This is a genomic window from Mycobacterium sp. TKK-01-0059, assembly GCF_000709305.1.
GTDB classification, from domain to species: Bacteria; Actinomycetota; Actinomycetes; order Mycobacteriales; family Mycobacteriaceae; genus Mycobacterium; species Mycobacterium intracellulare.
This window is the reverse complement of the sequence record NZ_KL446993.1, coordinates 4,070,495-4,096,512: the sequence shown is the minus strand read 5'-3', so window position 1 is coordinate 4,096,512 and position 26,018 is coordinate 4,070,495. Positions and strand designations below refer to the sequence as shown.

At 61.2% G+C, this 26,018-nt stretch carries 23 protein-coding genes and 8 pseudogenes; 10 read left to right on the top strand and 21 right to left on the bottom strand.

Translation table 11 applies throughout. The features are described 5' to 3' along the window. Positions 1-30: 30 nt before the first annotated feature. From K883_RS27095 to K883_RS19315, 12 genes and pseudogenes are all read right to left on the bottom strand, one after another. On the bottom strand, positions 31-1,575 hold the full coding sequence (locus K883_RS27095) for an MCE family protein (RefSeq protein WP_014711501.1): 1,545 nt from the start codon (positions 1,573-1,575) through the stop codon (positions 31-33). A 5-nt stretch (positions 1,576-1,580) separates the two neighbouring features. After that, complete coding sequence (locus K883_RS19365) at positions 1,581-2,708, bottom strand: virulence factor Mce family protein (RefSeq protein WP_036455218.1); 1,128 nt, start codon at positions 2,706-2,708, stop codon at positions 1,581-1,583. A 2-nt stretch (positions 2,709-2,710) separates the two neighbouring features. Next, positions 2,711-4,225: a virulence factor Mce family protein gene (locus tag K883_RS19360; protein WP_020822379.1), complete on the bottom strand. Its 1,515-nt coding sequence runs from the start codon at positions 4,223-4,225 to the stop codon at positions 2,711-2,713. Beyond that, positions 4,222-5,787: an MCE family protein gene (locus tag K883_RS27090; RefSeq protein WP_081490094.1), complete on the bottom strand. Its 1,566-nt coding sequence runs from the start codon at positions 5,785-5,787 to the stop codon at positions 4,222-4,224. The genes K883_RS19360 and K883_RS27090 overlap by 4 nt, the downstream gene beginning before the upstream one ends. Then, on the bottom strand, positions 5,784-6,827 hold the full coding sequence (locus K883_RS19350) for an MCE family protein (RefSeq protein ID WP_014711497.1): 1,044 nt from the start codon (positions 6,825-6,827) through the stop codon (positions 5,784-5,786). The genes K883_RS27090 and K883_RS19350 overlap by 4 nt, the downstream gene beginning before the upstream one ends. Further along, positions 6,824-8,044 carry an MCE family protein gene (locus tag K883_RS19345; RefSeq protein ID WP_036455630.1) on the bottom strand — a complete coding sequence of 407 codons (1,221 nt, stop codon included), beginning with the start codon at positions 8,042-8,044 and terminating at the stop codon, positions 6,824-6,826. Before K883_RS19345 ends, K883_RS19350 begins: the two co-directional genes overlap by 4 nt. 6 nt (positions 8,045-8,050) lie before the next feature. Continuing rightward, positions 8,051-8,920: an ABC transporter permease gene (locus tag K883_RS19340; RefSeq protein ID WP_036455216.1), complete on the bottom strand. Its 870-nt coding sequence runs from the start codon at positions 8,918-8,920 to the stop codon at positions 8,051-8,053. A gap of 2 nt (positions 8,921-8,922) precedes the next feature. Beyond that, entirely contained in the window at positions 8,923-9,636 is a 714-nt protein-coding gene (locus K883_RS19335; RefSeq protein WP_074363642.1) for an MlaE family ABC transporter permease, read from the bottom strand. Between the two features lie 77 nt (positions 9,637-9,713). Then, positions 9,714-10,115, bottom strand: coding sequence for a hypothetical protein (locus tag K883_RS27645; RefSeq protein WP_131820920.1), 402 nt, complete (start codon positions 10,113-10,115; stop codon positions 9,714-9,716). Positions 10,116-10,143: 28 nt separating this feature from the next. Continuing rightward, positions 10,144-10,590: pseudogene (locus K883_RS19325) on the bottom strand (metal-dependent hydrolase); the annotation flags it as partial. Between the two features lie 249 nt (positions 10,591-10,839). Further along, positions 10,840-11,184: a group II intron maturase-specific domain-containing protein gene (locus K883_RS19320; RefSeq protein ID WP_050989380.1), complete on the bottom strand. Its 345-nt coding sequence runs from the start codon at positions 11,182-11,184 to the stop codon at positions 10,840-10,842. Next, positions 11,180-11,465, bottom strand: a pseudogene (locus tag K883_RS19315) (IS1380 family transposase); the annotation flags it as partial. The pseudogene K883_RS19315 and the gene K883_RS19320, both read right to left, overlap by 5 nt. A 201-nt stretch (positions 11,466-11,666) precedes the next feature. Here K883_RS19315 and K883_RS19310 point away from each other — a divergent pair. The 3 genes and pseudogenes from K883_RS19310 to K883_RS19305 all read left to right on the top strand — a co-directional run bounded on the left by K883_RS19310 (position 11,667) and on the right by K883_RS19305 (position 14,240). Further along, positions 11,667-12,677 (top strand): alpha/beta hydrolase, encoded by a 1,011-nt coding sequence (locus tag K883_RS19310; protein WP_014711489.1) that lies wholly within the window; start codon positions 11,667-11,669, stop codon positions 12,675-12,677. Between the two features lie 91 nt (positions 12,678-12,768). Continuing rightward, positions 12,769-13,067 (top strand): annotated as a pseudogene (locus tag K883_RS28380) (TetR/AcrR family transcriptional regulator); the annotation flags it as partial. 24 nt (positions 13,068-13,091) lie between these two features. Further along, complete coding sequence (locus K883_RS19305) at positions 13,092-14,240, top strand: IS256 family transposase (protein WP_014711488.1); 1,149 nt, start codon at positions 13,092-13,094, stop codon at positions 14,238-14,240. Here K883_RS19305 and K883_RS19300 read toward each other — a convergent pair. Next, positions 14,231-14,719, bottom strand: a complete 489-nt coding sequence (locus K883_RS19300; RefSeq protein WP_014711487.1) for a DUF6933 domain-containing protein — start codon at positions 14,717-14,719, stop codon at positions 14,231-14,233. The two genes, K883_RS19305 and K883_RS19300, sit on opposite strands and share 10 nt — an antisense overlap. A 417-nt stretch (positions 14,720-15,136) precedes the next feature. Here K883_RS19300 and K883_RS28620 point away from each other — a divergent pair, with 417 nt between their 5' ends. Next, entirely contained in the window at positions 15,137-15,385 is a 249-nt protein-coding gene (locus tag K883_RS28620) for a hypothetical protein (RefSeq protein ID WP_308193009.1), read from the top strand. A 305-nt stretch (positions 15,386-15,690) separates the two neighbouring features. Here the strand turns inward: K883_RS28620 and K883_RS19290 are convergent, their stop codons facing one another. Both K883_RS19290 and K883_RS19285 read right to left on the bottom strand, forming a co-directional pair. Beyond that, positions 15,691-17,256: a flavin-containing monooxygenase gene (locus K883_RS19290; protein WP_014711485.1), complete on the bottom strand. Its 1,566-nt coding sequence runs from the start codon at positions 17,254-17,256 to the stop codon at positions 15,691-15,693. Between the two features lie 46 nt (positions 17,257-17,302). Then, positions 17,303-18,163 carry a metal-dependent hydrolase gene (locus tag K883_RS19285; RefSeq protein ID WP_074329594.1) on the bottom strand — a complete coding sequence of 287 codons (861 nt, stop codon included), beginning with the start codon at positions 18,161-18,163 and terminating at the stop codon, positions 17,303-17,305. A gap of 342 nt (positions 18,164-18,505) precedes the next feature. Between K883_RS19285 and K883_RS27640 the strand changes: the two are divergent. Then, positions 18,506-18,983: pseudogene (locus K883_RS27640) on the top strand (transposase); the annotation flags it as partial. Positions 18,984-19,090: 107 nt separating this feature from the next. On the opposite strand, the gene K883_RS27075 reads toward K883_RS27640, so the two are convergent. Both K883_RS27075 and K883_RS28090 read right to left on the bottom strand, forming a co-directional pair. Next, positions 19,091-19,603: a transposase gene (locus tag K883_RS27075; protein ID WP_014711482.1), complete on the bottom strand. Its 513-nt coding sequence runs from the start codon at positions 19,601-19,603 to the stop codon at positions 19,091-19,093. Between the two features lie 295 nt (positions 19,604-19,898). Continuing rightward, on the bottom strand, positions 19,899-20,576 hold the full coding sequence (locus K883_RS28090) for a transposase (RefSeq protein WP_145958867.1): 678 nt from the start codon (positions 20,574-20,576) through the stop codon (positions 19,899-19,901). Between K883_RS28090 and K883_RS28375 the strand changes: the two genes are divergently transcribed. After that, on the top strand, positions 20,544-20,723 hold the full coding sequence (locus K883_RS28375) for a hypothetical protein (RefSeq protein WP_036455211.1): 180 nt from the start codon (positions 20,544-20,546) through the stop codon (positions 20,721-20,723). The two genes, K883_RS28090 and K883_RS28375, sit on opposite strands and share 33 nt — an antisense overlap. A 62-nt stretch (positions 20,724-20,785) precedes the next feature. Here the strand turns inward: K883_RS28375 and K883_RS28370 are convergent. Beyond that, positions 20,786-20,896 (bottom strand): annotated as a pseudogene (locus K883_RS28370) (hypothetical protein); the annotation flags it as partial. 202 nt (positions 20,897-21,098) lie between these two features. Here K883_RS28370 and K883_RS19260 point away from each other — a divergent pair. Continuing rightward, positions 21,099-21,845 (top strand): IS30 family transposase, encoded by a 747-nt coding sequence (locus K883_RS19260; RefSeq protein WP_232518860.1) that lies wholly within the window; start codon positions 21,099-21,101, stop codon positions 21,843-21,845. A 327-nt stretch (positions 21,846-22,172) separates the two neighbouring features. On the opposite strand, the pseudogene K883_RS28365 reads toward K883_RS19260, so the two are convergent. Continuing rightward, positions 22,173-22,341 (bottom strand): annotated as a pseudogene (locus K883_RS28365) (IS630 family transposase); the annotation flags it as partial. A 242-nt stretch (positions 22,342-22,583) separates the two neighbouring features. On the opposite strand from K883_RS28365, the pseudogene K883_RS28615 reads away from it, so the two are divergent. Next, positions 22,584-22,688: pseudogene (locus K883_RS28615) on the top strand (hypothetical protein); the annotation flags it as partial. Between the two features lie 62 nt (positions 22,689-22,750). On the opposite strand, the gene K883_RS28360 reads toward K883_RS28615, so the two are convergent. Then, a complete protein-coding gene (locus K883_RS28360) occupies positions 22,751-22,930 on the bottom strand; it encodes a hypothetical protein (protein ID WP_036455211.1) in 180 nt (59 codons plus the stop codon). On the opposite strand from K883_RS28360, the gene K883_RS28355 reads away from it, so the two are divergent. After that, entirely contained in the window at positions 22,898-23,575 is a 678-nt protein-coding gene (locus K883_RS28355) for a transposase (RefSeq protein ID WP_145958867.1), read from the top strand. The genes K883_RS28360 and K883_RS28355 overlap by 33 nt on opposite strands. Before the next feature lie 592 nt (positions 23,576-24,167). Here K883_RS28355 and K883_RS19245 read toward each other — a convergent pair. Next, positions 24,168-24,875, bottom strand: a complete 708-nt coding sequence (locus tag K883_RS19245) for a TetR/AcrR family transcriptional regulator (protein ID WP_014711480.1) — start codon at positions 24,873-24,875, stop codon at positions 24,168-24,170. A 230-nt stretch (positions 24,876-25,105) separates the two neighbouring features. On the opposite strand from K883_RS19245, the pseudogene K883_RS19240 reads away from it, so the two are divergent. Next, a pseudogene (locus K883_RS19240) lies at positions 25,106-25,964 on the top strand (hypothetical protein). The last annotated feature ends 54 nt before the right edge of the window (positions 25,965-26,018 follow it).

The following is a 26,018-nucleotide window of genomic DNA, read 5'->3' as shown; positions in this document are numbered from 1 at the left end:
GGAAGTGTCCTAACTCAGGTTACGGACGATTCACCGCGGTTGAGGTCCTAACATCTCCTTCCAACCGTCGTCTCCTATTTTGGCCGAGTCTTCGATGGTGTATTTGACGCCATCGGGCCCTAGGAACTCGCCGCTTTGCGGACTATAGATAGCAGCAGCACCGCTAGGAATGTAAAAGCACGGGTTCGGCTGCTGACCGTTGCACTGCACGCTCCCAGAACCTGGCCGTTGCAGTGGATCGCTTCGTGGAGGAGGCGTCCCCGTCACCCGGTCCGAAGGAAGCGGATTGATGCCGGTATCGACCGACGGAGCCGGTATGACCAAACCGGGTTTCACCGGCTGATCACAGCGCGCCGCAGGTGCGGGGCAGCTTAGAATCTGGTTCGGATCCCCGTACCAAGGATTGGTCCCCAACGGGACATACGGCTCTTTGCTGCGGCATTCGCGCGGCGTGGCCGCCCGCTTGCCGGGAACATCGACACACGGATAATTACGCGCGCCGCGGACCGCGTTTTGTGCCTCCATCGGAATCTTGCAGTACCGCGTGGTCAAAAGCCCCGGAGTCTCGTCCACAAAGGATCGCCATTGCGATGCCGGCAAGAACCCCGTCAGGCAAGCAGGCGTCATATTTATTGGCGTTTGGAACGAAAGAGAAAACGTATGTGGGTAAGCAGCGGTCACTGTCTCACCGAACGCGGGCACTTGCGGAAGTATGACCAGCAATTGCTCTAAATTCTTGTTGTACCGCTTGAGCAGATCGGCCACGATCGCAACATTTGCTAGGGTCTGCGGCAAAGTTCCGCGAACGTCACCGAGCACGGCTTTAACCTGATCGGCGGTCGGCGCAACCTGGGCCAGGATGCTCTTGAGCTGTTTATCCTTTTCCGCGGCCTGCGCGTCGAGAATATTTAAGTTGTGCGCCCACCGCTCGATGGGATCACGCGAGTCGGCCTGGCTGTCGATGATCGGTGCTGAGTTTTGGACGATATTGTTGACGTCGCTAAGGTCGGTTTTGAAATCCCCAACGATCGACTGGGTCGAGTCGACCAGCCGTTCTAAGGCCGGTCCCAGGCCGCCGACCGCTTGAGCTGTCTCATCGAGTAGTCCGGCAATCTTGTCTTTGGGCAGGACGTCCAATGTATGGTTGACGGTATCCAGGGTCGGGCCAATTGGTTTAGGCACCGTGCTGTTAGTGATGGTCTGGCCGGGCGAGAAATACTTGGCCGGATTCTGCGCGGATACTAGGTCTATGTATTGTTCGCCGACCGCCGACACCGAATGCACGTTCGCCGAGGAGTCAATTGGGATTTTGTACTGGTCGCTGATACGCAATGTGGCCCGAACTCCGTGTTCGGTCGGCTCTACCCGAGTTACCTTTCCCACAGTGATTCCACGGTAGGTGACATTTGCAGTGGGATAAAGCCCTCCCGACGTGGGTAAATCCACCTCCAAACTGTACTGGCCCATCCCAACGACGCTCGGCAACCTCAGATAATGCCACCCAAGAACGCTCATGGCGACCGCCGTGACGATAGTGAACACGATTAGCTGAAGGCGAAGGCGTCGAGTCAACATGCCGCCTACTCCTCGTCACGCTCGGGGGGTTCGTCGGCGGGATTGGGTGCGAACCTGACATCGGGGAGCATAGTGTTCGGATCGCGGCCCCACGATTGCTCAAGCGCACGCAGTGCACCGGAGAACCCGGTGCCGGTGAGGAGCGCATTATCGATTGCGCTCAAAGTGAGGTCCAAGGTTATCGAAACATTCATTGAGTCGCCGTGTACCACCTTCGGGATGGCGTCGGCGCTGAAGGGGAGGGTCAAGGCAATCTTTAGCGTCTCGACCAGATCCATCGAAGCCCGGCTGAGTTGTTTCAGGGGACGCTGCAGTTGGCGTACGTCTTTATCCAAGCCGGGACGCGCCACCGTCAAAGTCTGATTGAGGACGTCGCTAAACCGCCCCAACGCATTGGTCGCATCGAGGAACGGCTGTCGTTGTTCAGCGAAATGCTTTGCCAATGGAGGAAACTCGGTGAGAACGTGGTCCAAGGTGTCTGATTGCTTGGCTACATAAGTCAACAGCCGGTCTGTGGAGTCGATAGCGCGAGTGATGTCATCACGTTGCTCGTTAAGCCGGGCGGTGAAGGTGTCGAGTTTCCCGAGGAAATCATGTATCTGATCGGCCCGCCCGGTCAGCATGTTACGGACTTCACTTGCGATCACTTCGACGTTAGGTATGCCACCACCGCGCAGCACCGCGGCAAAACTGGCCAGGACCCGCTCGGTGGTGGGATAGGCAGACGCATTCTGCAGCGGGATGATGTCGCCGTTCTTCAATAGTTGCGGTGATGGGTTGGCCGGCGACGCCAGCTCCACATGCTGTGAGCCGAGCAGGCTGGTCTGCCCGATCTTCGCGGTGGCGTTCTTCGGCAGCCTGACGCCCTTTTCTAGATCCAAAGTCAACGTCGCGATCCAGTTTTTTAGGCCGATTGCGCGTACCCTGCCGACAAAAACGTCGGCGACACGTACCCGACTATTGGCATTCAAAGCCAGCGTTTCCGGCATCTGCACATAAATCGTATAAGAGCCGGATTCGCTGCCCGGGCCACCAGGCAGTGGCACATTAGCGATACCTCGCCAGCTAGCACACGAGGTAAGTACTGTAGCGGCCGCAAATAGCGCCACGAACCGTGACATCCCCGCCCGCATGCTCACTGGCCGGATCCTGTCGCGACTGATGCTGCGTCAGCGGCGGGTGGCGGGCCCGGCGGCGGTGGACCCATATTGGAATAGGCGTTGGGCGGTCCCGGCGGCGTCTGAAACCTTGATGGCGGTGGTGTCATGTCCGGGCCCCCCATCAGCTCAGCCAGCGAGTCCGGTGTAAGCAAGCTTTCGGTAGCCGGTCCCACTGTGAGGCCTTGCTCACCGGGCGCTACGACCCAGCCGGGCTCGTGGTTACCGTGTGACAAGGGCGAGTCCGGCGCCCAAATCCCGGGGACCGTGGTGTCCTTGAACCCCGGCGGAGGCTGTAACCGTGGCTCGGAATAGGCGACATGTTTGGGCAGTACAGCAGGAGTTTGGTACAGGTTGATGCCAGCCGGGGGGCCATTGAACTTGATCGCATCCAAAACCGGCGTCAAATATTGTGCGCACAGTTCGGCGGAGTCTTGATATCCCATACGGCTGCCGGCCTGCATCGCGCTACAAATGAACTGCAATGGGTTGGCGAAGTTTGGCAAGGCTATTTCGCCTGTCAGCGCGCCGTGCGCTGGCTCATAGATTGCGAGGGCGTTGGCGACGAAATGGGGGAAGACATGCAGCGCCGTTTCAAGCGCATTAAGCGGCTCGGGTTGAACCAGCGCGGTGGTCACATCGGCAAGGGTGCTGACGTCGTGGGTGAGCCCATCACGATTGTCCGTCAGAAGCTTTCGCAATGCGGGGAGCATATCATCTACCTGCTGCAGCGCCTTCGCAAGCCCGGGATCTGAGCTGGTGAGTGAACTGGTAAATAAGGCGAGGTCCTTATTTAAAGCGACGAAATTCTGATCATCTTTATATAGCGCGTTGACGAATAAGGCCATACTGCGCAGCACAGCGAAGAAATCAGCCCGTCCATCATTTAACGCGGTCAACGCTTGCGACAGCCCGGTCAAAGTGCTGTTGATCTGTTTGCCTTTGCCGGCCAGGCCGTCCGCGAAAGACTCGATGATTTCGCCGAAAGGCCCCTTGGGCTGCCCGGGCGTAGGTCCCAGCTTGGAGATAATGTCGGTGATACCATTGCGCAACTGGTCCCATTCCACCGGCACCTGTGTTCGCTCGATGGGGATCACCGCGTGATTTCCTAGTGACGGGCCGCCTTCGTAGGGCGGTTCGAGCTGGATGGTGCGCGAGGCGACCAGCGAGGGATTGAGGATCACCGCAGAGGCGTCAGCGGGCACTTTGTATTTTTTCTCGTAGTGGAAGGTCACTTTCATCTTGTCACCCGACGGCTCGATCTTGTCGATCGCGCCCACCCGCACACCCATTATCTGGACTTTGTCCCCGATATACAGCGCGTTTGCCTCCGGGAAATACGCAATCACCGTGTTATTGGTCATTTTTTGGTAGAAATCCGGAGCAGCCAGCGCGGCAATAGACGCCAGTAGTATCACCAAGGTCCCAACGATGATTGCGGTTCGCGAAAATTTCGGCAGTTGAATTTTGCGTATATCGAAAACAGTACTCAATTCTGGCTGCCTCCCGTCGCAGCGCCGCTGCCTCCTGTTCCGCCCGGGGTGATGAATGGGCCCGGCAGCTGCGGGCCCGGGCCCGGCGGGGATGGTTGTCCCGGGGCGAGTCCTGGCGCGAAGGTCGACGGCGGTGATGTCGGGCCGGCTGGCGCCAGGTTCTCGGTACGCGCGCCTGGCGGAGCCTTTACGGGAAGCGGCACCGGAGTGCCTAACACATTCGGCGGGGGGCCGCCAGGTCGTCCAGCAATCGGAATACCGGGTGTTGGTGGCAGCCCGTTGGGGTCAGGCGGTGACGTTTGGACGTCAAACGGCGCGATCGTCGACGGACCACCGAAAGGGCCGGCGCCCATACCCATGCAGGGAAGCGGGTTCCATGGCCGCGGCAAACCGTCCTCTGCGGGGGTGTAAGCGCACGACGAGCCTGGGGGAACCGCCGGTCCTGGGTGGTCCGGGGTGCCCTCACTTACCGGCGGTGCTGGCGGTGGTGCGCCGTTGGGAAACCGGGTGCCATTAGGATCGGGGAACTGGTAGGCGGGCAGGCCAGCACTGCGCCAGAATTGTTCAGGGTCGATCCCACGTTTCTTGAACGCCGCATCGACCCAAGGCTGAGTCATCCAAAAAGGTGCAAGGTTAAGCAGAGCCACCTTAAAGTAGGGGCCCGACGCTACCGACTCCGCCAAAGCCGACGCATAATAACTTACGTTAGGTGCCCACTCGACGAGATCTTTTTTGTGTTTGAGTAGCAGATCGCTAATCGTCCGCAATTGCTCGACAACTTTATGCAGATTCGGGTTGTCATCGATCAAACCCTTCAACTGGGCGGAAACGGTGGCGATATTGCCCAGCAAGCCGTCGATGGCACTCTTGCGCTCGTTGAACGCCGCCAGAATGATCTGCGTGTTAACCAAAATTCGATCGATTTGCTTGCTGCGATCACCGAGTATGCTTGCCACCTTCCTAGCGTCAGCAAGCAGTCGTTGGATTTGTTCGTCGCGTTTCCCGAGCGTGTCGGAGAACTTGGCCACACCATCCAGTGCTGCACTCAGATGTGGGGAGGTCTGCTCAACCGTCTGCGACAACACATCCAGGGAGCGTTTGACTGTGTTGATGTCCCAGCCGGTAGCCGCCTTCGTGACATCGAAGAACGCGTCGTAGATCTGATACGGGCTAGTGGTTTGCCCAAGCGGGAGTGTCGCGTTTGGTTGGAGCACTCGGGAGCCTTGAGGATCGATCTCGAGCACTTTCTTACCCAGGATGGTATCGGTACGGATCGCAAGACGGCTTTTTGATCCGATTATATTGGATCCAATGGAGAACTTCATGACTACATGGTTGCCATTGATCGTAAACCCCTGCACTTCGCCGACATTCACCCCGGCGATGCGAACTTTATCGCCCTTGTTCAGCCCGCCTGTGTCTTTGAACTCTCCGTAATAGGTTGCCTGGGCAAACAACATCGGAACGCTGGTGAAACTTTGGCCCACTCCGGTAACCATCGCTGCAACGATGATCCCCATCGTCCCCATACGATACGGATTGATCGCTTGAAGGGTTCTCACTTCGGAGTGCACCTCCCCGTCGGTTGACTCCAAAGCTTCACCGTACGGACGGGCCCGCCAGGCTGCAGGCCATCAACCTTCAGCGTGACGTCGCACGCGTAGAAATTGAAGAAGTCGCCATAAAGCCCCCCGATACCCGCGACTTTCTTCGCCGCTTGTGGGGCGTCCCGTAACACTCCGTCGACGTAGTCGAGCCGGTCAATTACCGGTTGAAGGGTATTCTGCACATAGCCAACGGCCTTCTGAAGCAGCGGCCGATTGTCCGACAACAGATCCGCCAGCGTGCCGGCCACATTAGCGATGTGCGCGACACTGGCCGCGACCGGATCGGCTTGATTGCTCAACCCGGTGATCAACTTATCGACGTTATCGATCGTTTGGTCGAATTCCTTGCGATGCTTAACCGTGGTCTCTAGCACGACGTTAAGGTTTGAGATGACTTCGCCGATTGCCTGGTCACGTCCAGCGATCTGCGCGGTTAGTTGCGCCGTCTGGTCCAAGATATCGTTGATTGTGCCACCTTCGCCCTGAAAGACAGTGACGATCGCGGTCGCAATCGTATTGACTTTGTCGGGATCGAGCGCGCGAAATACCGGCTTGAAACCACCGATCAGCGCATCTAAATCCAGGGCTGGCTCCGTACGCGACAGCGGGATAAATCCACCCGGCGGCAACACCCGATCCATCCCTTCACCGTCGCCGCGCTTAAGTTCTACGTAGCGCTGCCCGAGTAGGTCGGCATAGCGAATCGATGCGGTCGTCGACTGATAGAGCGGCAGCGAACGGTCTACTTCGAAGTCCACACGCACCCGATGACCACCCCCCGAGATCCGTACTCTGCTTACTTTGCCGACCTCCACCCCGAAGGCACGGACAAACTGGCCAGCGCGCAAGCCACTCGCAGTACTGAATTCAGCCGTGTAGCTGGAGGTCTTGTTGAAGCGCAACTGCGCGAACACCACGACAATGATGACCGTCACGGCAATTAAAGCTAACACGGCAGTACTAAACTTCACTGTCGTAGCGGTGATCGTTTTCATGGGTTGATCGTGTTCTCCCCCCACTGGCGGCCCCACACGTATTCACTGGCCTGCGGTTGTGGAATCCCAAAATGGGTGTATGGCGCGAGGCTGGAACCTGTATCCGTTACCAAGTACGGAGAAGGCCAGAGATCCCGGGTAATGGTCTTCCAGCATCCCGGTTTCCCGCCCGGTCCGCCGTGAGCATTCACTCGCGGCAGGTTGTCAGGATACACGTACGCATTTGTTCCTCCCAAGATCGTGCCTGTTACCCTTACCGCGTAACCGTTGCCACTCTCCCCGTCCGTCACCTTCGGTAGCACATTAGCGCCATGGTGAAAAAGGCAGTAAAACTCCGGGCTGTAGGTGTCAAGCATTTGGGTCACCGGAACCAGGTCGGTGACCGCACGTTGCAGGTCCGATTTGCTCTGGTCAATGATGTCGGCACCGGTGTTTCCAACCCCTATCGCGGCCAGGAGTACGGCGTCCAGATCCTTCTTTTGCTGGTTGAAGGTGCGCGCCGTGGTCACTGCGTGATCGAGGGCATTCCAAAGATCCGGCGAGGCATTCCCGTAGATATCGGCTAAATCCGCCAACCGTTGAATATCATGGCGGATCTGAGGCATCTGCGGGTTGATGTCATCGAGTATGGTGTTTCCATTGATGATCGAGGCCCCAAATTTATCGCCTTGCCCATTTAACGCTGCAGCCACCGCCGAAAGCGTCAAGTTCACCTTGACCGGATCCACCTTCTCTGAAATCTGCATGACCGTCTCGAACAACGTGTTAAACTCCGTTGTCTCCGAGTTCACCACAATTACGTCAGCCGGTGTAACCCTCCGGGCCGCAGGTTGTTTGGGCGAACTCAACGACACGTACTTGTTGCCAAACACCGTGGTTGCTGTAATTTCGGCATTTACGTTTAGCGCGATCAGCCCGGCGTATTTTGGCGCAATTTCCAGTAAAAGCTTGGCCGCCGGCTGTCCGTCACGCTCCACCTCGCTGATGCGGCCCACCCGGCCAATCTCCACCCCATTGTAGGTGACTTTCGCCCCCCGATCCAAGACCAAACCCGACCGGCTAGCCAATGCTGTTAAAATTATCTTGGGCGTGAAGCCACCCCGGAACTGCACCCAGACGACGATCAGCACGACCGCGGTAATGAGCCACAACGCCAGCCCCGCAAACTTTCGTACCGAAATAAGTCGCCGTAGCCGCCGCTTGCTTGAGTTTGCCATAATCATTTACACCGTGAGATTGAAGTTGGGGTTGACACCGTAAATGACTAGCGAAGCCATTAGCACGACCATTACGATGGCGATTAGCGATGCGCGCATCGATCGGCCGACGGCCACGCCGACTCCAGCCGGACCACCGCTGGCGTTGTATCCGTAGTAGCAGTGGTTTAACATCACGACTGCCGAAATGGCGACCGTCTCCGCAAGAGAGTACCAGAAGTCATTAACCCTCAGAAACGTGTTGAAGTAATGGTCATACGTTCCGATTGATTGTGAATAAAACAAGGTTGTAACCAGCTGGGCGGAAAAGAACGAGAGGAGGACCGCGACCGAATACAGTGGGATAGTGACGATGAAGGCACCAATAACTCGGGCAGATATCAAATACGAAATTGATTTGATTCCCATTACTTCGAGCGCATCAATCTCCTCGCTGATCCGCATGGCACCCAATTGCGCTGTAGCACCGGCCCCCACGGTTGCAGCTAAAGCGGTGCCAGTTACGATGGGCGCGACCACACGCACATTCGCTAGCGCAGCGAAGAAACCGGTGAAAGCCTCGACGCCGATATTGCCGAGCGAAGCGAACCCCTGAATCGCAATCAGGGAACCGGCCGATAGCGTCACAAAGCCGATGATCGCCACCGTGCCGCCGATAGCGGCCATTGCGCCGGTGCCCATGCCGATCTCGGCGATCAGGCGCAGGACTTCCTTTCGGTAATTCTTTAGGGTGAACCCGAGGTAACGGAGCACTTCGCTGACGAACAGCGCGACGTCACCAGAGGCGTCGAGCGCACGGCCAGGAGCGCCGACCCATCCGGCGCCTAGCCTCCAAGTGCGTGGGTAACGTGAACGCACGACTGTCGAGAAAGCCAATCTCAACGCCCCGTTCCGAACCGCACACCGATGGTAGTCAGCACCACGTTGACCGCAAATAATGCGACCACCGCAAGAACCAATGTTTCGTTGACTGCTGTGCCGACTCCTTTGGCTCCCCCGCTGGCTGTCAACCCGCGGTAGCAACCCACCAGCCCCGCAATAAGCCCGAATACGGTGGCTTTCACAATCGAGATCAGCACCTCGGGCAATCCGGTAATCAGGGTTAGAGTCGAAACATATGCGCCGGCCGAAACATTCTGGATATACACACCGAATAAGAACCCGCCTACCAGCCCGATACCGATCACCGCGCCATTGAGCACCAGGGCTACAATGGTCGATGCAACTACCCTGGGGACTACCAGTCGATGAATCGGGTCGATGCCCAACACCTCCATCGCATCGATCTCCTCGCGAATAGTCCTAGCGCCCAAATCCGCACAAATGGCAGTAGAACCTGCGCCAGCGACCACGAGCACCGTCACAAGGGGGCCCAATTGAGTGACGGCGCCGAGCGCAGCCCCGGCACCGGAGACGTCAGCGGCCCCAAATTCGGCCAATAAGATATTCAGCGTAAAGATGATTAACACGGTGAGCGGAATTGCGACCATAACGGTCGGCAGGAACGACACACCGAGTAGAAACCAGCCCTGTAGGATGAACTCGCGCCATTGGAACGGACGCGCGAGCGCCTTACCGGTTAGCACACACATCTGAGTGAAGCCGGCCACCTGCCCCAGCGGTTTCCGCAGTTGTTCACGAAGGTATACCGACAAACCGTTGGATGCCGTCACCGATGCCCCTCGACAACAGGACCACCTGCGTCGCGCTGCAACAGCCGATCAACGTACAGCGCGACCGCCGAAACCGCGACCAGCAGACCAAGCTGGGTGGTAGCGCCCAACCCAGCGCTCGCGCCAGAGATAGCCGTCGTGCCGACCCTGCACGACAACACGTTGAGCGTGAAGACGCTCAGCACCGCCGGGGACAAAGAAGCTGCAATGGTTGGCAGGATCGACATCTGCATCAAAAACCGCACCTCGGGCGATGAACTCAAACCATTGGAATGGCGTCTCAGCACGGCCTTTTGTCGAACTGAAATTGCATCTGCGAAAACACGCCAACAGCTCCCAGCGCTGGACAAGGTCTTATCCCGGACGCCTTCGACGAGAATTACTCTGGCCGTCGTCATCGAGTCATCCACGGGGTCGCGAACGCACGGTGAAGTGTTCTGCGGCTGCTGTCACCGCCAGCGGTATCCGGGCGGGCAGCACCTCCTCGATGCGTTTCACCCAATCAACAAACTTTTCTGAATCCCACCACGCAATCGGATACCCCATGTCAACGAGCTTGTCATTGAGCGCCCGATGCTGCTGGCCATGCACCGATTCCTGACCGATAAACCCGGCCACCCGCTTCTTCAACACAGGATCGCTGATCTCATCGGCAAACCGGCGCACCGACCGAATGAACAACTCCTCCCCCGGCGGGAACGACCCCGACAAGTTCGCCCAGAGGTGGCTGAATGCAATGTCGTCATCGAAGAAATACTTGCTGCCCTCCCCAAACGGGAAACGTATCCGCCGCGTCCTCGGATACCGAGACCCTTCACTCACCGCACTCGCAGTGGTCACTGCACCCTTATCTATCCTGTGTCCGTCGATCATGACACAGGCTGTCCTTTCCCGAACATCCAGTTTCAGATACCGACGGTATAGGGTGTCGGGCGTGACGCTACTCCAAGACGACAGGGCGCGCAAGCCTCAGATTGGGCATCTTGACTTGATGCATCACGTAGAAATGCCCGCCAAACGGTGATCCTCGCCAGGCATGGAAGTGGGCTGTCGATGTCGTCTCGTACCGAGATCACCGCGAAGTTCGCCAAGGCGTATGTGATACGGCTCCTGTCATCTTGATCACCAGACGGCAGGCACGGCGGTGGTCCAGGCCCAGTGCGCAAAGTACCGCGGGTACGCCTCGGCGACCCGCTGCCATGCTTGGTGGACATCGCGTCGTCCCTTGAACCGGCGGTATTTCTTGCGGACCCAACGCATCAGGTAGGCGTTGATGCGCGTCAGAAGAGGATACAGCGCCGACCTCATAAAGGCCCCGTAATACTGCATCCAGCCCCGCACGATGGGGTTGATCCACCGTGCGAGATCACCAAAGGAGTGACCGAGGCGGCGGTGCAGTCGCCAGGACCGCACCTCCCGCCCGATCTTGGTCAAAGCGTCCCTGCTGATCGCGGGCGAGAACGACACCACCGAACATCGTCTTCATACCACCGCTACGCACGACGTCAGCATCGTCGATGCTGTCCGCGCCGGCGCACATCCCCGCGATCAGCGTGGCCCAACTTCGGTGCCGGATTGGCCGCTCCCGACTTGATCCTCGTCTCGGCGATGTGCACCTTCTCAGCCAGCATTTCGACCAGGCCGGTCTGGGCAGCCAGCGTCATCACGGGCACCAGCCCAGCACACGACACGAGGTTGTCATCGTCGAACACCGCCGACTCCGGGGTGAAGCGGTGCGACACTTGCACCGGCAGTGCCTTTCTGAACTGGGACCGATTGATGCGTAAGGAACAACAATCATCCCAGCTCAGAGGGCACTTTCATCGTTTCGACACCCCCACTGGACTCAATTGATCCGTGGATCGAGGCTTAGTTTAGTACCCTGCGGACGCTGTTTGATCCCAAACAGATAGTATCTAATACGTGTGGTACCTGATACCTTTGGCCCCGTGAATTCGTCTGATTGGCGGGATCGGCCCGCGAGCGCCCACTTCGGCTCCATCTGCTGGCAGTCGCGCCTACTGGCGTTATTGACGGCTATCTTCGTGCGCCCAGTGCTCGCTACCTTGACCGTCATCGGCATAGTCATCAACCGTTTCAGTCCTCACCTGTTGCAGCGTGCACGCCTTGACGTCATCGACAAACCGCTGCGCGTAGTGCCGCCACCGGCGGGAACTCAGGTGACCCCCGTCGCGTTGCCGCAGTGTCCGGCCGAGTGGGTGGTATTCCCGACGGCCCGCCACTCGAACCGGGTTATCGTCTACTTCCACGGCTCGGCGCTGGTGACTTTGGGTCTCAATTCGCACCGGCGGTTTGTCGGTAAGCTCTCGCAGGAGACCGGCGCGCGCGTGTTGAATGTCGGTTACCGGCTGGCCCCGCTGGCCCGCCTTGAGGATGCCGTGTCCGACGGGCTCGACGCCTATCGCTACGTTATGTCGCTCGGCTTTTCAGCGGATCACATTGTGCTAGCAGGAGATTCGGCCGGTGGCATGCTGGCTGCCGGTACCGCACTGGCCGCCCGCGACAGCGGGCTGCCAGTGCCTGCGGGTCAGGCGTTGATGTCACCGCTGACGTCGTCGGATATGGGGTTGAAGTTCCGGGCCCTAAAAGAGCATCGCGACGTGATGTTTCCGTTCATGACGGTGAAGTTCCTCTATGACGTATTCGGCACTGCCAACGGCACTCGGGCTGCGCCAGTGATGCCGTCGGAGGCCGATCTGCATGGCCTTGGCCCATTTTTGCTCCAGGTTGGCACCCACGAGATGCTGCTCAATGACACCCTCACACTAACCGAGCGGCTGCGGGCTCACGGCGTACTGGTGTGGGTGCAGCAGTGGCACAAGGCGATGCACATGTTCCAGCTGAGTTTCGACGTCAACCCAGATGCGCTTCGCGCGGTTGAGGAGGTGGCGGCGTTTATCTGTCATTTCACCACCGTGCCGGAAAAGAACAGCGCATAATTCGCCCATCGCGCAGGTCGTGGAACATTAGAGCGGCCAGTAGCGCAGGGCTTCAAGTGCGGCGCGGACAAAGACGCCGGTCGCAGCAGGGGTGGACGCGGAACGGGTGATCGAGGTCAAGCGTATCAGCACCGCCGCGACGCTATCTCCCGCCGACGCAATCGGGAGCTCGTTGCCTGCGCTCGGCCGTTCGGGATCACTGGATATGCTGTTGGCTGCGCACTCGCGGCGGCCACGCTGTGGTAGGTCGCCAACCGGCCAGAGCGCCTCACCGATGCCTATGCCGAGGAGCCGGAAGTGGTTCCCCCCGAGTGGAATCTGGACTTCGCATCCGCCCTCGCCCGCTTGCTGACTGCCACGTGCATCGGCCTCATCTCGGGATCGCAATGAACTCAGAAAGGAGGCCGGCGCGCTGTGGCTTGGCGAACTGCAACCGGTGAAAACGGTCCCGAGCTCTCCGAGCGGCCGGGGCGCGACCCAGACGACACCGCCTCGTTGCGGGGGCCCGGGCGTGGATGCGGCGCCGAACGAACCTCCAGCTCCGCGGTCGGATGGGCACCTCGGGCCACCCTTGCCGAAGCGCTCGGCGATCAGGCCGCGATCTCCAAGTCGACGGTCTCGGAAGTCTGTAAGGCGATCCGAGCCGAGTATCAGGCGTGGGCGCGCCGGCGACTCGATGAGATCGTGCTGGACTATCTGTTTTTGGACGCCTCGTTCTTTCGGATGCATCCTGGATCGCCGGCCGAGCCGGTTTTGGCCGCCTGGGGCATCACCACCGAGGGCAAGCCCGTGTTCGTCGGGTTGTCACCTGGGACCGGCGAGTCGACCGATGCGTGGGCCGATTTCCTGACCGATCTGCGCGAGCGCGGCCTTGGCACTCCGCTGCTGGTCGTCTCTGACGGCGCCAAGGGCTTGATCGCGGCCATCGAACACATCTACCCAGAAGCGTTGCGCCAGAGATGTCTTATTCATCGACTCCGAAACGTGCTCGCCAAGATTCCCACCGGGGTGCAAGCCGAGGTCCGCGACGGCTACTGGGCAATTTTCGACACCACCGATCTGACGGTTGAACCGGGGCCTCGGCTCGTTGAGATCGTCGACAAGCGGATCGAGGCGTTCGCCGCCAAATACGCCGACCTCTACCCGGCGGCTATGCGGATCCTGCTTACCGACAAAGCAGGGCTGACGGCCTATCTGCGGTTCCCGGTCGAACACCATGGGCGCGTTCGACATTCGAATCTTATTGAGCGCTCCTCTGGGGAGACCAAGCGACGGACCAAGGTCATTGGCCGATTCCCCGGCGAGACCAGCGCCATCAGCCTGGTGTGGGCCGTACTGGATCGCGCCTCGGCCGGTTGGCGCGGCCTGAGCATGACACCGGTGGGCACCCGATTGCTGCAAGACCTACGCCGATCACTGCTTGACCACCCCGTGAACTGCGGCCGCCGCCCTCCGCCACGAGTGGCGACACCGACCAAACCGATCCCATCTCAGCCACCGCGTAGCGACCTCGGGTCGCCACGCCGCTACGTCCTCAGGCAGGAGGACAGTTGTCACCGCTGACCTTGACGGCTGGTGGTGACCAGGTCGATCGGTGGGATGTAGCCGGTGATGCTGTTGATGGTGCGGTGCAGATCGTGGTGCAGTGCATTGATGTCGCAGCGGGCCAATCCGCCAGTGGTGGCGATGACGTGTTCGATGGTGAACGCTAGATCGTTGATGGTGCCCAGGATGCGGCGGTCGGCGGTCTTGGCCACGGCCACCTGCCAGGCATCGAGTTCGCCGAGCGTATCGACGGGCAGGTGTTCGGCTTGCAGCGCGGCCCGGATCGCCGCCACGACGGGCGGGCCGATCGGGCGCAGCCCGGCGGCGGTGACATTCGGCATGAACACCGAGAACAAGGTGCCGGCGTGGGTCACCAGCAGGCATTTGCGTCGGTCGATCCAGACCAGGTGGGCATACCAGTCGGTCGCGCAGGCTTGGCCGATGGCCGGCTCAGAAACCCCCAGCAGCGCCAACACCTTGGCAGTGCATCGCAGCATCACGAGTCATGATCGTAGGCAAAGCCACCGACGCTCGGGACGCAAGAACGCCGTGGCTTGGCGCCGGTACAGTTTGGCGACGTGTCGGTCGCTGATCTGGCTCACTTCCTCGACATGCCGCACGACGCTTCGGGTCCCGCGCGGCGCCTCGCGCAGCACTTGGGCGACATTGTCCGGGCAGGCACCGCCGGCGAGGTCGGTGATCCGTGGGTGTCGGCGTTGCCGTGTCGGCGCCGACCGGCCCACAAGCGCTGCCCCGGCCGGATGACCATCGCCATCGTGGCGGCCGAGGCGTCCGCGCCCATCCGATGGTGGTGCAGCGTCTGCGACGACGAGGGGGTGATCAGCAACTGGGCAGACTCCCCATACGACCTGCGCCGCCGCCGGCTCAGCCTTGCCGGCGACGTCGACGAGGTCATCGTCAGCGACAAGACCGCCGCCCTATTACGCGACCTGGTGTTGCTCGACCCCGACTGTGAGCGACTGGTGTTTGGCATCCGCGCCCACCCCGACGGCGCCGCCTTGCTGACCAGTGCAGACGACCTCGAGGAGCTGATCGGATTCGTGGCCGCCGAAGCCAACCACGAACCCAACCCGCGCCGCCAAGACCGCCTCGACGCCGCGTTTAACGCACTGACCGAAGCCGCCCAAACCCTCTACGGCTGAACATCTCTCGGCCTTACAGTGGTCGGCCCGGGCCCGCCAAAGCATCCGGAGCGGGACCCGCTCCTCGCTACCCATGACCCCATCAGGGGCCAGCCGCCCGGTGGTGCGACTGCCGCCCGAGTTCCCCCGCCCGTATGCTGACGACGAAGCCGCAAACCGGCCCGTGCTTTTACACCAAGTTTCGGACGCGACCTCCGCACGGCGCGGCGGTAGCGGGCGTTCAAGGGGGCCGGCAGACCACTTACACCGTTATTGCGACACTCCCCCGGAGCCGACACCGTGAGAGAGTTGGCTTGCGCGTTGGATTATCCGGCGATGAGCGGATTTGTGCGGTGCTCACCGTTGCCTCGGTTTGAGCCAGAAGCCGTTTCGGAAGTGCTTGGGTGTGATGTCGAGGCCGGCAGAGTTGCCGGCCGGGATACTTTGGCCGTGAAGCGCAGACCGTCATCGATCTTGCCGCGGCGTATTTGACGGACATCGAAGAGGTAATTCTGCTTTGCTTTCCAAGGACCGCGGGATCCAGACTTAGGCAGTTGATCCATCGCGCGTTGGAAGTAGCCGGGCGCGAAATCCGTGAACGGCAGTTCCTCGACATCCTCGCCAGGGCGGGGAGCTACGACGGTGTCGTAGCCGTGCGCATCCATGTAGTTCAGTAAGCGACAGACGTATTCAGACACCAGGTCTGCTTTCAGTGTCCAGGACGCGTTGATGTAACCGATAGTAAACGCCATGCTCGGAACGTCGGATAGCATCATGGCCTTATAGGTCATCGACTTGGCGACATCGACGACCTGGCCGTTATGGGTAATCTCGGCGCCGCCGAATAACCGCATGTTCAAACCGGTTGCGGCGACAATGATGTCGGCCGTCAACTCCTGACCCGATGAAAGCTTGATCCCGGTCTTGGTGATGTGGTCGATAGTATCAGTGACTACATCGGCCTTCTCGTCCCGAATGGCCTTAAACAGGTCGCCGTTAGGGGCCAGGCATATCCGTTCATCCCACGGATTGTACTTCGGCCCGAAATGCTTATGCACGTCATAGCCTGCGGGCAGCTGGTGCTTAGCCCAAGCGATCAGCGCTTTTCGCATAGAACGGGGAAAGCGACGTGCTAGTCTGTACTGCGCCACAGCTAACAGGATGTTCTTCCAGCGGTTGACGAAGTCCGCGCTCCTGGTCGGTAACCACTTGATGAGCTGCACGGCGATGGGGTCGATGTTTGGCAGCGATCCAATGTAAGTCGGCGAACGCTGCAGCATCGTTACCTGGCCAGCGCCTGAATCCACGAGGGACGGAATAAGGGTCACTGCGGTAGCACCGCTGCCGATCACGATGATGTTCTTACCCGCATAATCGAGGTCTTCGGGCCAGTTCTGCGGGTGAATAATAATTCCTTCGAAATCCTTCTCGCCCCGGAATTCTGGACGATACCCCTGGTCGTAGTCGTAGTAGCCGGTGCACGCAAACAGGAACGCGGCCGTGATCTCAGTCGTCTTTTCGCTGTCCCCAGCCACCCTGATTGTCCAGCGCCTGTCGGCGTCCGACCAGTCCGCAGACAATACCTGGCTACCAAACCGGATGTGGCTGTCGATGCCGCTCTCGGCAGCAGCTTCCCAGAGATAATCCTTGATCGTGGCTCCATCAACGGTAAAGCGCGGCGAGTGCCACGGCTTGAAGCGGAACCCGAAGGTGCACATGTCGGAGTCCGATCGGATGCCCGGATACTTGAACAGGTCCCATGTACCGCCCAGATCAGCTCTGCGCTCTAGAACTACATAACTCTTGTTGGGACAGCGTTCCTGCAGATGCCACGCAGCACTGATACCGGAAATACCCGCACCCACAACCACAACGTCAAAGGATTCGGACATAAGACTTCTTGCTCCTTATCTTGGCGACAGTATCGGTGAAATTCGGTCACTTCAGGTAGCCGACCAGGGCGCCCTCAGTGCCGAAGAGTTCCTCTTGCCATTGCTCCAGCAACGCGTTGGTATCGATGTCGTCGGGATGAAATCCCCGTCGCAGGTATTGCCTGAGCTCTGGGATCAAACCCCGAAATATAGGACCGCGGTAGAGCCGATAGGTCTCACGCACCAGTCGCACTGGCTGACGGCACGCTTCGGGATCCCGCGCCACTGAATACGCCAGCGTGCCACTGATGAGGAGGAGCAGAAGGGGGATCATTACCGCCATCACACGTCGACGCACCCGCTCGGTGCCCCCCACCGAGCGGAATACATCAAAGGCAACCGACTTGTGCTCAAGTTCCTCCAGCGCATGCCACTTCAGGAGGTTCCACACCTCCGCATCGCCGGGGATCGCCCGGAAGTCTTCATCGCCGAGCAGCCGCTCAGCAAGTACGGCGGTGAAGTGTTCTGCGGCTGCTGTCACCGCCAGCGGTATCCGGGCGGGCAGCACCTCCTCGATGCGTTTCACCCAATCAACAAACTTTTCTGAATCCCACCACGCAATCGGATACCCCATGTCAACGAGCTTGTCATTGAGCGCCCGATGCTGCTGGCCATGCACCGATTCCTGACCGATAAACCCGGCCACCCGCTTCTTCAACACAGGATCGCTGATCTCATCGGCAAACCGGCGCACCGACCGAATGAACAACTCCTCCCCCGGCGGGAACGACCCCGACAAGTTCGCCCAGAGGTGGCTGAATGCAATGTCGTCATCGAAGAAATACTTGCTGCCCTCCCCAAACGGGAAACGTATCCGCCGCGTCCTCGGATACCGAGACCCTTCACTCACCGCACTCGCAGTGGTCACTGCCCCTTGAACTATGTGGTCGCTCGTCACAACAAGATACCCCTTCCTCGAACACACGGTTTCTGGTACCGATAGTATCGGATGTAGACGTAGACGTGAAGCGCTAAAAATCCAATGTCCCGCTCGCTCGCTGGGGAGACGCGGGCGTCGGAAGCGCGATGCCCGGGCGGTGGCATGACAATTCCGTAAGCTTCGGCGACTCGGCCACCGAGCAGACATCCCGCCGATCTCTCCGCCCATCTGCTCAACGCGGCGGCCGCCGGGTGACCCGCGGGAAGTGTCGCAATAACGGTGTAAGCGGCCTGACGGCCCCCGGTGTGTCGGGGGCGGAAAGGTCGCTTGATGACGGAGACTGTCGTGGCTGTGACGCCATCGCAGAATGCTGAGGAACAGGCCGCTACGGCGGTGATCGAGATCCCTGAATGTCGTGACGTCGACGAGTTGGAAGTCGCCCGCGAGTTGGCGCACCAGGCCCGCGATGCTGGGGTGGCGCTGACCGGCCCGGACGGGCTGCTCAAGCGATCACCAAGACGGTGATCGAAACCGTCCTCGATAAGGAACTCTGCGAGCACCCGGGCTATGACAGGCATGCTCCTGAGGGCCGTGGAAGTGGCAATTCCCGCAACGGAGTTCGCTCCAAAACGGTGCTTACTGATGCGCGTGTAGTGCCGTCGCGATTGACGTACCGCGCGATCGTGTCGGCAGCTTTGAGCCCCAGATCGTCAAGAAGCGCCAACGCCGCCTGACCGATGTCGATGAGGTGGTGCTGTCGCTGTATGCGCGTGGGGTGACCACCGGGGAGATCAGCGCCCATTTCGCCTATATGAAGGCTCTTCGATTATGGAGCCTGTCGCAGAATCGCGTGTCGTAGGGGCTGGAGTTGCCGTGGCGCGATGTCAATTCTCGGGGGCTGCGGCTTGGGGCTGGTCAGGCTGCCGGGGCCGCACGGTGGATCTTCATGAGGTTGAACGCGGTGGCGGCCAGGTGCAGTTCGCTGGTTGCGTTGGTCAGGCCGCGGCGGGAGAACCGATCGATGATCTTTTTGAGGTTGCCGATGCCGGGCTCGACGGTCGCGCCGCGCCGCTTGTACAACTTTCGGCCTTCCGGGGTGCGCAGTCGGTGCCGGTTCGCCTCGCGCGGGGTTGCATCCACGGGTGGCGGCCCTTTGGTGGGCGTCTCGGTCGCGGCGCGGGCCTGGTCGCGTTCTTTGCCCAGCGCGATGAGCCGATCGGGGCCCGGCGCAGCCAGATTCGCGTCGCTGTTGTATCCGGCGCCGGCCAGCACGGTGCCGATCACGTGATCACTGTTGCCGCTGGTGGTGTGCATGCTCGCGGCAGCGTCCTGCGCGGCGCGCATCATCGGCAGAAAGCAAGCCTGGTCGTTGGTCGACTGGCCAACGTGCACCGCAACGATGAGTTGATCGCCGGTCAACCGCGACATGCGCGTTGTAAGCCCTGCAGGAACCCTTTGCGGGCTCTTCGATTTTGACCGGGCAATCAGCATGGAGTCTGGGTTGCGGCCCGCTGTTTGCGGGTGCAGTGGAATCGTATCCGGCGGGCCGAGTGCTCTCGATTCCGGAATCCGCAGCTGACACGCTTGACCTGTTTGGCCAGCGGTTGTAGCCCTCGGTGCGGGCGTTGGTGATGCCGGTCTGCACGAACGCGTTAATCTCGGGCCACCAGTCGTCGACGGTGACGGCGAGGGTGAGCAGTTCGGGGATCTGGGAGTCGACGCATCAGGTGAGGAATCGGTGCAGTCGGTGCCGGGTCAGGTGGGGGTCGCCGCCGAGACGAACGGTTGCCAGCAGGGTCCGCAATTCTTCCTTGGCGATCCAGGCGGTCAGGATCTGCGCGCTCGTGTCCTCGGCCTGGATCTGGTTCCACATCTTCGCAAAGCTCTTCTTCGACAAGCGTTCCCGACCACGTAGCAGGCGGCGCCGGTTCGCCCACTCCGGGTCGATCTTGCGGCCGCGGCGCTCGCGCAGGTCCCAGGTGATGCGGCGGCGGACCTTGGTCAGTGCGTCGTTGGCCAATTTCACCAGGTGGAAGTGGTCGACCACCAGGGTGGCGTTGGGCAACAGCCCCGGCGTGCGGGCCGCGGAGGCGTAGGCGGCGGCTGGGTCGATCGCCACGTACTCGATGCCCTCGCGGAAAGGCACGCTGCGCTCGGACAGCCACGCGATCACCGTGGCACCGGTGCGGCCCTCGCGCTGCCCGAGCAGGCCCTGGGAGCCGGCCAGGTCGACGAAGCCGGTGTCCCAGGGGTCGACCCGCACCCAGCGGCCGGTCTCGGTGCAGTGCTCCCAGCGGGGCTTACCGCGGCGGGTCTCGTCGATGCCCAGCACCCGGGTGGGTTTCGGCTCGCCCAGTAGCTCCTCGGCGTGGGCGAGAAGGCGCGGTGCGCGGTCGGCCACCACACGCCGTGCGCGATCGCGACCTCGGTCACCGACCGGGCGGCCTCCCCGATCGCCGCGCCGATCTGGGTGCGCAACCGCCGGGTGGTCCGCGCCCGCGCCGGGATCTGCGCGATCGCCTCGGTGAACGAGCCGCGCTCGCAGTAGTCCTCCCGGCATCGCCAGCGGGTCTTGTGCCACCGCATCATGATTCGACCCTTGCCGTACGGGATGTCCCGCGGCGACGTCGTCACCCGGCCCTTGAGCGAGGTGGAGAACACCCCACACGACGGACACGCCGCCCCCTCCTCCTCGGCAGTCGCCACATGCACCACACGCATCCCGTCAGTTGAACGCTCGACACGCTCGACCCGCACACCGGGCAACCCGAACAACAATGTCGTACCGTCAGACACGGCCCCCGGTCCCTTCGTTCGCCTGAATGCTTCGCAACATTCAGACTTCGAAATGTGGTTCCGCAGATTCGGTGGGGTGAACCCGCGGTTCAGCAGTCCCAAGGGGCAGGTTCGGCCACGATTGTCGATGGCCGAGCGCGAGGAGATCATGATTGGCACTGCTCAAGGGGAGTCGATTCGGTCCATCGCTCGGCGGTTAGGGCGCTCACCCTCGACGATCATGCGCGAGATTGACGGCAATGGCCGATGTCATGGAGCTATGGGCCGCTATCGAGCCCTGCACCGGTTTGGCGGCAATCGCGGCGGGTGGGACGCCAAGTCGGGTTATCGGGCCAGCATCGCCCTGGCCCGCAGCGAGGAGCGGGCTCGTCGACCCAAGACGGGCAAGCTGAAGCGCTGCAACAGGCTTCGCGCCGAAGTGGAAGCGTTGTTGGTCAAGAAGTACAGCCCCGAGCAGATCGCGGGGGCGTTGGCCAAAACCTATCCCGACCGCCCGGAGATGCAGGTGTCCCACGAGACCATCTACAAGGCGGTTTACGTACAAGGACGTGGTGAACTACGTCGGGAACTGGCCACGTGCTTGCGCATCGGGCGGGCGTTGCGCAAACCCACGGGCCGGCGCACCAACACCGAGCACCGCCATATCCCGGGCATGGTCAACATCAGCGAGCGGCCCGCCGAAGCCGCGGACCGCGCCGTGCCCGGGCACTGGGAAGGCGATCTGATCATCGGCAAAAATCAGGCCTCCCAGATCGGCACCCTCGTTGAACGCAGCACCGGGTTTGTGCAGCTGCTGCATCTACCTCAGGGCCGCAGCGCTGATGTCGTCGCCCAAGCCATGATCACGGCGGGGTCAGTTTTCACGTGCCGCTGACAAGGTGTGGCCGAATGATTGAAGGTCATCGCGTGATTCTTCAGCGTGTCAGGCCGAAAACACCGTGAGATCCACAGTCCCCCCATGGCCTGCTTTCCAGACGGTCGCGACGAACGCTATAGTTGTTGGCCATGGGATTAGACTCTATTCGCCGTTCGGGCGTTGTAGTACTTGTCTTGGGTACGGCCTCGGTAGCAATGATCGTGGAGGCGCTAGGGTGGCGCCGTTACCTTGTGCCGGGCGCGGCCGCACTAGCACTTGTCGTCAAGGCGGGGGGGCGGCGTCGCCTCGGCATCCGGAGCAGCCTGCGGAAGAAAAGCAAGCGCATTAGTGTCCTGGGTCATTAATTTTGGTCCAGTAGTTGCCGATGCTGGTCAAGATTTGGTCGGTGGCCTTGGTCCAGACGTATGGGCGAGGGTCGTCGTTCCAAGATGTCGATGTAGGCACGGAAGTCGGCGTTGAGCCGATGGACTGAGGTGTGGGTTTCGTGGCGCAGTGAGGTGTGTTTGAGTTAATGAGCCGTTCGCGGTTGTAAATACCCAGCCACGGCGGGTCGTGCTCATTGGTTTTCTCTATGGTCTGCACCGTCGCGGTTTCGACGGTATGCGATGCGGTTCTCGCGTGCTCGTGCGAGTCCGTCGCGACGGTTTTGTCGGATGACATCACCTCGACCTTCGTGTTCGTCGTTGGGGGTCACATAGCCAATCCCGGCATGCAGTCTGGTGACGGTCGCTGCGTGTGGTGCATGTGGCGACTGCCGAGGAGGAGGGGGCGGCGTGTCCGTCGTGTGGGGTGTTCTCCACCTCGCTCAAGGGCCGGGTGACGACGTCGCCGCGGGACATCCCGTACGGCAAGGGTCGAATCATGATGCGGTGGCACAAGACCCGCTGGCGATGCCGGGAGGACTACTGCGAGCGCGGCTCGTTCACCGAGGCGATCGCGCAGATCCCGGCGCGGGCGCGGACCACCCGGCGGTTGCGCACCCAGATCGGCGCGGCGATCGGGGAGGCCGCCCGGTCGGTGACCGAGGTCGCGATCGCGCACGGCGTGTGGTGGCCGACCGCGCACCGCGCCTTCTCGCCCACGCCGAGGAGCTACTGGGCGAGCCGAAACCCACCCGGGTGCTGGGCATCGACGAGACCCGCCGCGGTAAGCCCCGCTGGGAGCACTGCACCGAGACCGGCCGCTGGGTGCGGGTCGACCCCTGGGACACCGGCTTCGTCGACCTGGCCGGCTCCCAGGGCCTGCTCGGGCAGCGCGAGGGCCGCACCGGTGCCACGGTGATCGCGTGGCTGTCCGAGCGCAGCGTGCCTTTCCGCGAGGGCATCGAGTACGTGGCGATCGACCCAGCCGCCGCCTACGCCTCCGCGGCCCGCACGCCGGGGCTGTTGCCCAACGCCACCCTGGTGGTCGACCACTTCCACCTGGTGAAATTGGCCAACGACGCACTGACCAAGGTCCGCCGCCGCATCACCTGGGACCTGCGCGAGCGCCGCGGCCGCAAGATCGACCCGGAGTGGGCGAACCGGCGCCGCCTGCTACGTGGTCGGGAACGCTTGTCGAAGAAGAGCTTTGCGAAGATGTGGAACCAGATCCAGGCCGAGGACACGAGCGCGCAGATCCTGACCGCCTGGATCGCCAAGGAAGAATTGCGGACCCTGCTGGCAACCGTTCGTCTCGGCGGCGACCCCCACCTGACCCGGCACCGACTGCACCGATTCCTCACCTGATGCGTCGACTCCCAGATCCCCGAACTGCTCACCCTCGCCGTCACCGTCGACGACTGGTGGCCCGAGATTAACGCGTTCGTGCAGACCGGCATCACCAACGCCCGCACCGAGGGCTACAACCGCTGGCCAAACAGGTCAAGCGTGTCAGCTGCGGATTCCGGAATCGAGAGCACTCGGCCCGCCGGATACGATTCCACTGCACCCGCAAACAGCGGGCCGCAACCCAGACTCCATGCTGATTGCCCGGTCAAAATCGAAGAGCCGCTATGAGACCGAAATCACAACTGCCCGTTAAAATTCAATAGCCCCTATGACGATATGCACCGAGATATCGCTTGTGGACAGGCCTTGTGTACCTTCGTGTTCAGGGCGGTCCTTGGCAACCCACTCGCCCAGGTGCCAGTATGATCCCGAGATCTCGGGTTAGCTGGGGCTTGGCGACCGGCTCGCCGAATGCCGGACGATCCCCTCGCGATACTCCCGATCGAACATCTCCGTGTCTCTGGCATATCCACTCTTCACAGTGCGTGCCTCCACATTTCAGGTTCAGCATATCGGCGCCGCCCGCCGCCTGAACTGGGAAAGCGATCGCTCAATTTGCCTTAGCCGCTGACTCTAGCTTCGTGTCAGGAGTGAGGTGCACCCCGCGCACTTCCGCAATTGCCGAAAAGGCGCCCCACAAAAAAGCGGTCAACTCTTCGACAAGCGCATCCTTGCTGACGGTCGGGGAATTCAGCCAGCGCAGCACACCAAGTCCCGCCGCTCCTAGGGCAGCATCCACAACATATTCAAAGTTGGCGCCCTCGCCACCACGCGCCTCGATAGCGGCTGACCAAACATCCACCGTAGCGTCCGAGAGCGGCCTGCCGCCCTCGATCAAATCGGCGGGCGAACGCCCGTCCCTGAAGTGGGAATTCACCAGGAAACGAAAAAGATTAGGCCGCTTATCCACGAGCTCGACGTACGCGGCCACCGCTGAGCTGACCAGCTCCAGCGCCGTGGTGGCAGCATCAAACTGCGGCACGACTTGCTCGATGATCATCTCCTGCACTCGCTGGCCGACCGCGACGAATAAGGCGTCCTTATCCGCGAAGAATCGATACAGCTTGGGCCTGGGGATCCCCGCAGTCTTTACGACATCGTCGATGGACAGGTCAGGCCCGTACTCGTCGACCGCGCGAAGCGTCGCTTCTATCAGCTCCGCCCGTACAGCAGCTCGATGCTCGCGCCAGCGGTCAGCTCGGGCATCTCCCGTCAACTCCGGTAGTAGCCGCCCCACGGCACCCAAGCGTATCGACACCCCGAAATTCTAACCCAAAACATAAAGCCACTGCGCAAGGTAACAGTGCGTCAGGCAACTCCGAACGCGTAGAGCCTCTCCGTGCTATCCGCTTGGAAGCGCCTGAACGTCGCGCGCGGAGGTTGTCCCGGTCTTCGTGGAATTTGAGGTGGCGGTCCCTCACCTGAGGCCTGCCTGATGGTAGGTCTTCGGGTGAACGACCAAGAACACCCACGAAGGAAGGGACCGCCATGAAAACCGTACCTACTATTCGCGTTGCCGACACGGCCGATGCCGTGGTGTTGCCTGATCTGCCGGAGGAGATCGCACTGGCGATGACCGATATCGCTGGCGCGGCGCGAGAGGGGCTGCTGGCGATGAGCGTGGCCGCCGGGATGGCGGTGATGCAGGCACTGTTCGAGGCCGAGATTGCTGAGGTGGCCGGACCGAAAGGCAAGCATGATCCGAACCGGGCCGCAGTGCGCCATGGCAGCGGGCGCGGCTCGGTCACGCTGGGCGGGCGCCGGGTGGCGGTAGATCGGCGGGGCGCGCACGCTGGGTGGGCACGAGGTGCCGCTGGCCAGCTACAGCCACTTCGCTGCCGAGGACGCGCTGACGCGGGTGGTGATGGAGCGGATGCTGGCCGGGGTGGCCACCCGCCGGCATGCGCGGGTCGGCGAGCCGGTCGGCACCGTGGTCGACAAGGAGGCGAAATCGACTAGCCGCTCGGCGATTTCGCGCCGGTTCGTCAAACAGACCGAGACCGCGCTGGCCGAGCTGATGGCCCGCGACCTGAGCGCGGCCTCGTCGCTACGCGAGGGGCTGGAAGAGATGTTCACGGTCGCACGGCTCGGCATCGACGGTCGCCTCGCCAAAACACTGACCACCTCCAACCCGGTCGAGTCGATGATCTCGATAGCACGAACGACCAACCGTAACATCACCCGCTGGCGCGACGGGCAGATGGTGCTGCGCTGGACCGCGGCCGGCATGCTCAACGCCGAACGGTCCTTCCGCCGCATCAAGGGCTACAAGCAGATTCCCCAGCTCGTCGACGCCCTGCGCCGACACGCCAATCCCGACACCGCCACTGTCGGTGCCGCCGCATAGAAGTTCACCGTGGATCGTCACCAAAATTCCACGCGACTCGGGACATGCTCTCGC

Bases quoted from the DNA above. Each gene is read 5' to 3' on its own strand.
- K883_RS27095 (WP_014711501.1), bottom strand. From the start codon at position 1,575: ATGTTGACTCGACGCCTTCGCCTTCAGCTAATCGTGTTCACTATCGTC.
- K883_RS19365 (WP_036455218.1), bottom strand. From the start codon at position 2,708: ATGCGGGCGGGGATGTCACGGTTCGTGGCGCTATTTGCGGCCGCTACA.
- K883_RS19350 (WP_014711497.1), bottom strand. From the start codon at position 6,827: ATGAAAACGATCACCGCTACGACAGTGAAGTTTAGTACTGCCGTGTTA.
- K883_RS19345 (WP_036455630.1), bottom strand. From the start codon at position 8,044: ATGGCAAACTCAAGCAAGCGGCGGCTACGGCGACTTATTTCGGTACGA.
- K883_RS19335 (WP_074363642.1), bottom strand. From the start codon at position 9,636: ATGTGTGTGCTAACCGGTAAGGCGCTCGCGCGTCCGTTCCAATGGCGC.
- K883_RS27645 (WP_131820920.1), bottom strand. From the start codon at position 10,115: ATGACGACGGCCAGAGTAATTCTCGTCGAAGGCGTCCGGGATAAGACC.
- K883_RS19300 (WP_014711487.1), bottom strand. From the start codon at position 14,719: ATGCTGCGATGCACTGCCAAGGTGTTGGCGCTGCTGGGGGTTTCTGAG.
- K883_RS19290 (WP_014711485.1), bottom strand. From the start codon at position 17,256: ATGTCCGAATCCTTTGACGTTGTGGTTGTGGGTGCGGGTATTTCCGGT.
- K883_RS27075 (WP_014711482.1), bottom strand. From the start codon at position 19,603: ATGTCGCGGTTGACCGGCGATCAACTCATCGTTGCGGTGCACGTTGGC.
- K883_RS19260 (WP_232518860.1), top strand. From the start codon at position 21,099: ATGGCCGAGCGCGAGGAGATCATGATTGGCACTGCTCAAGGGGAGTCG.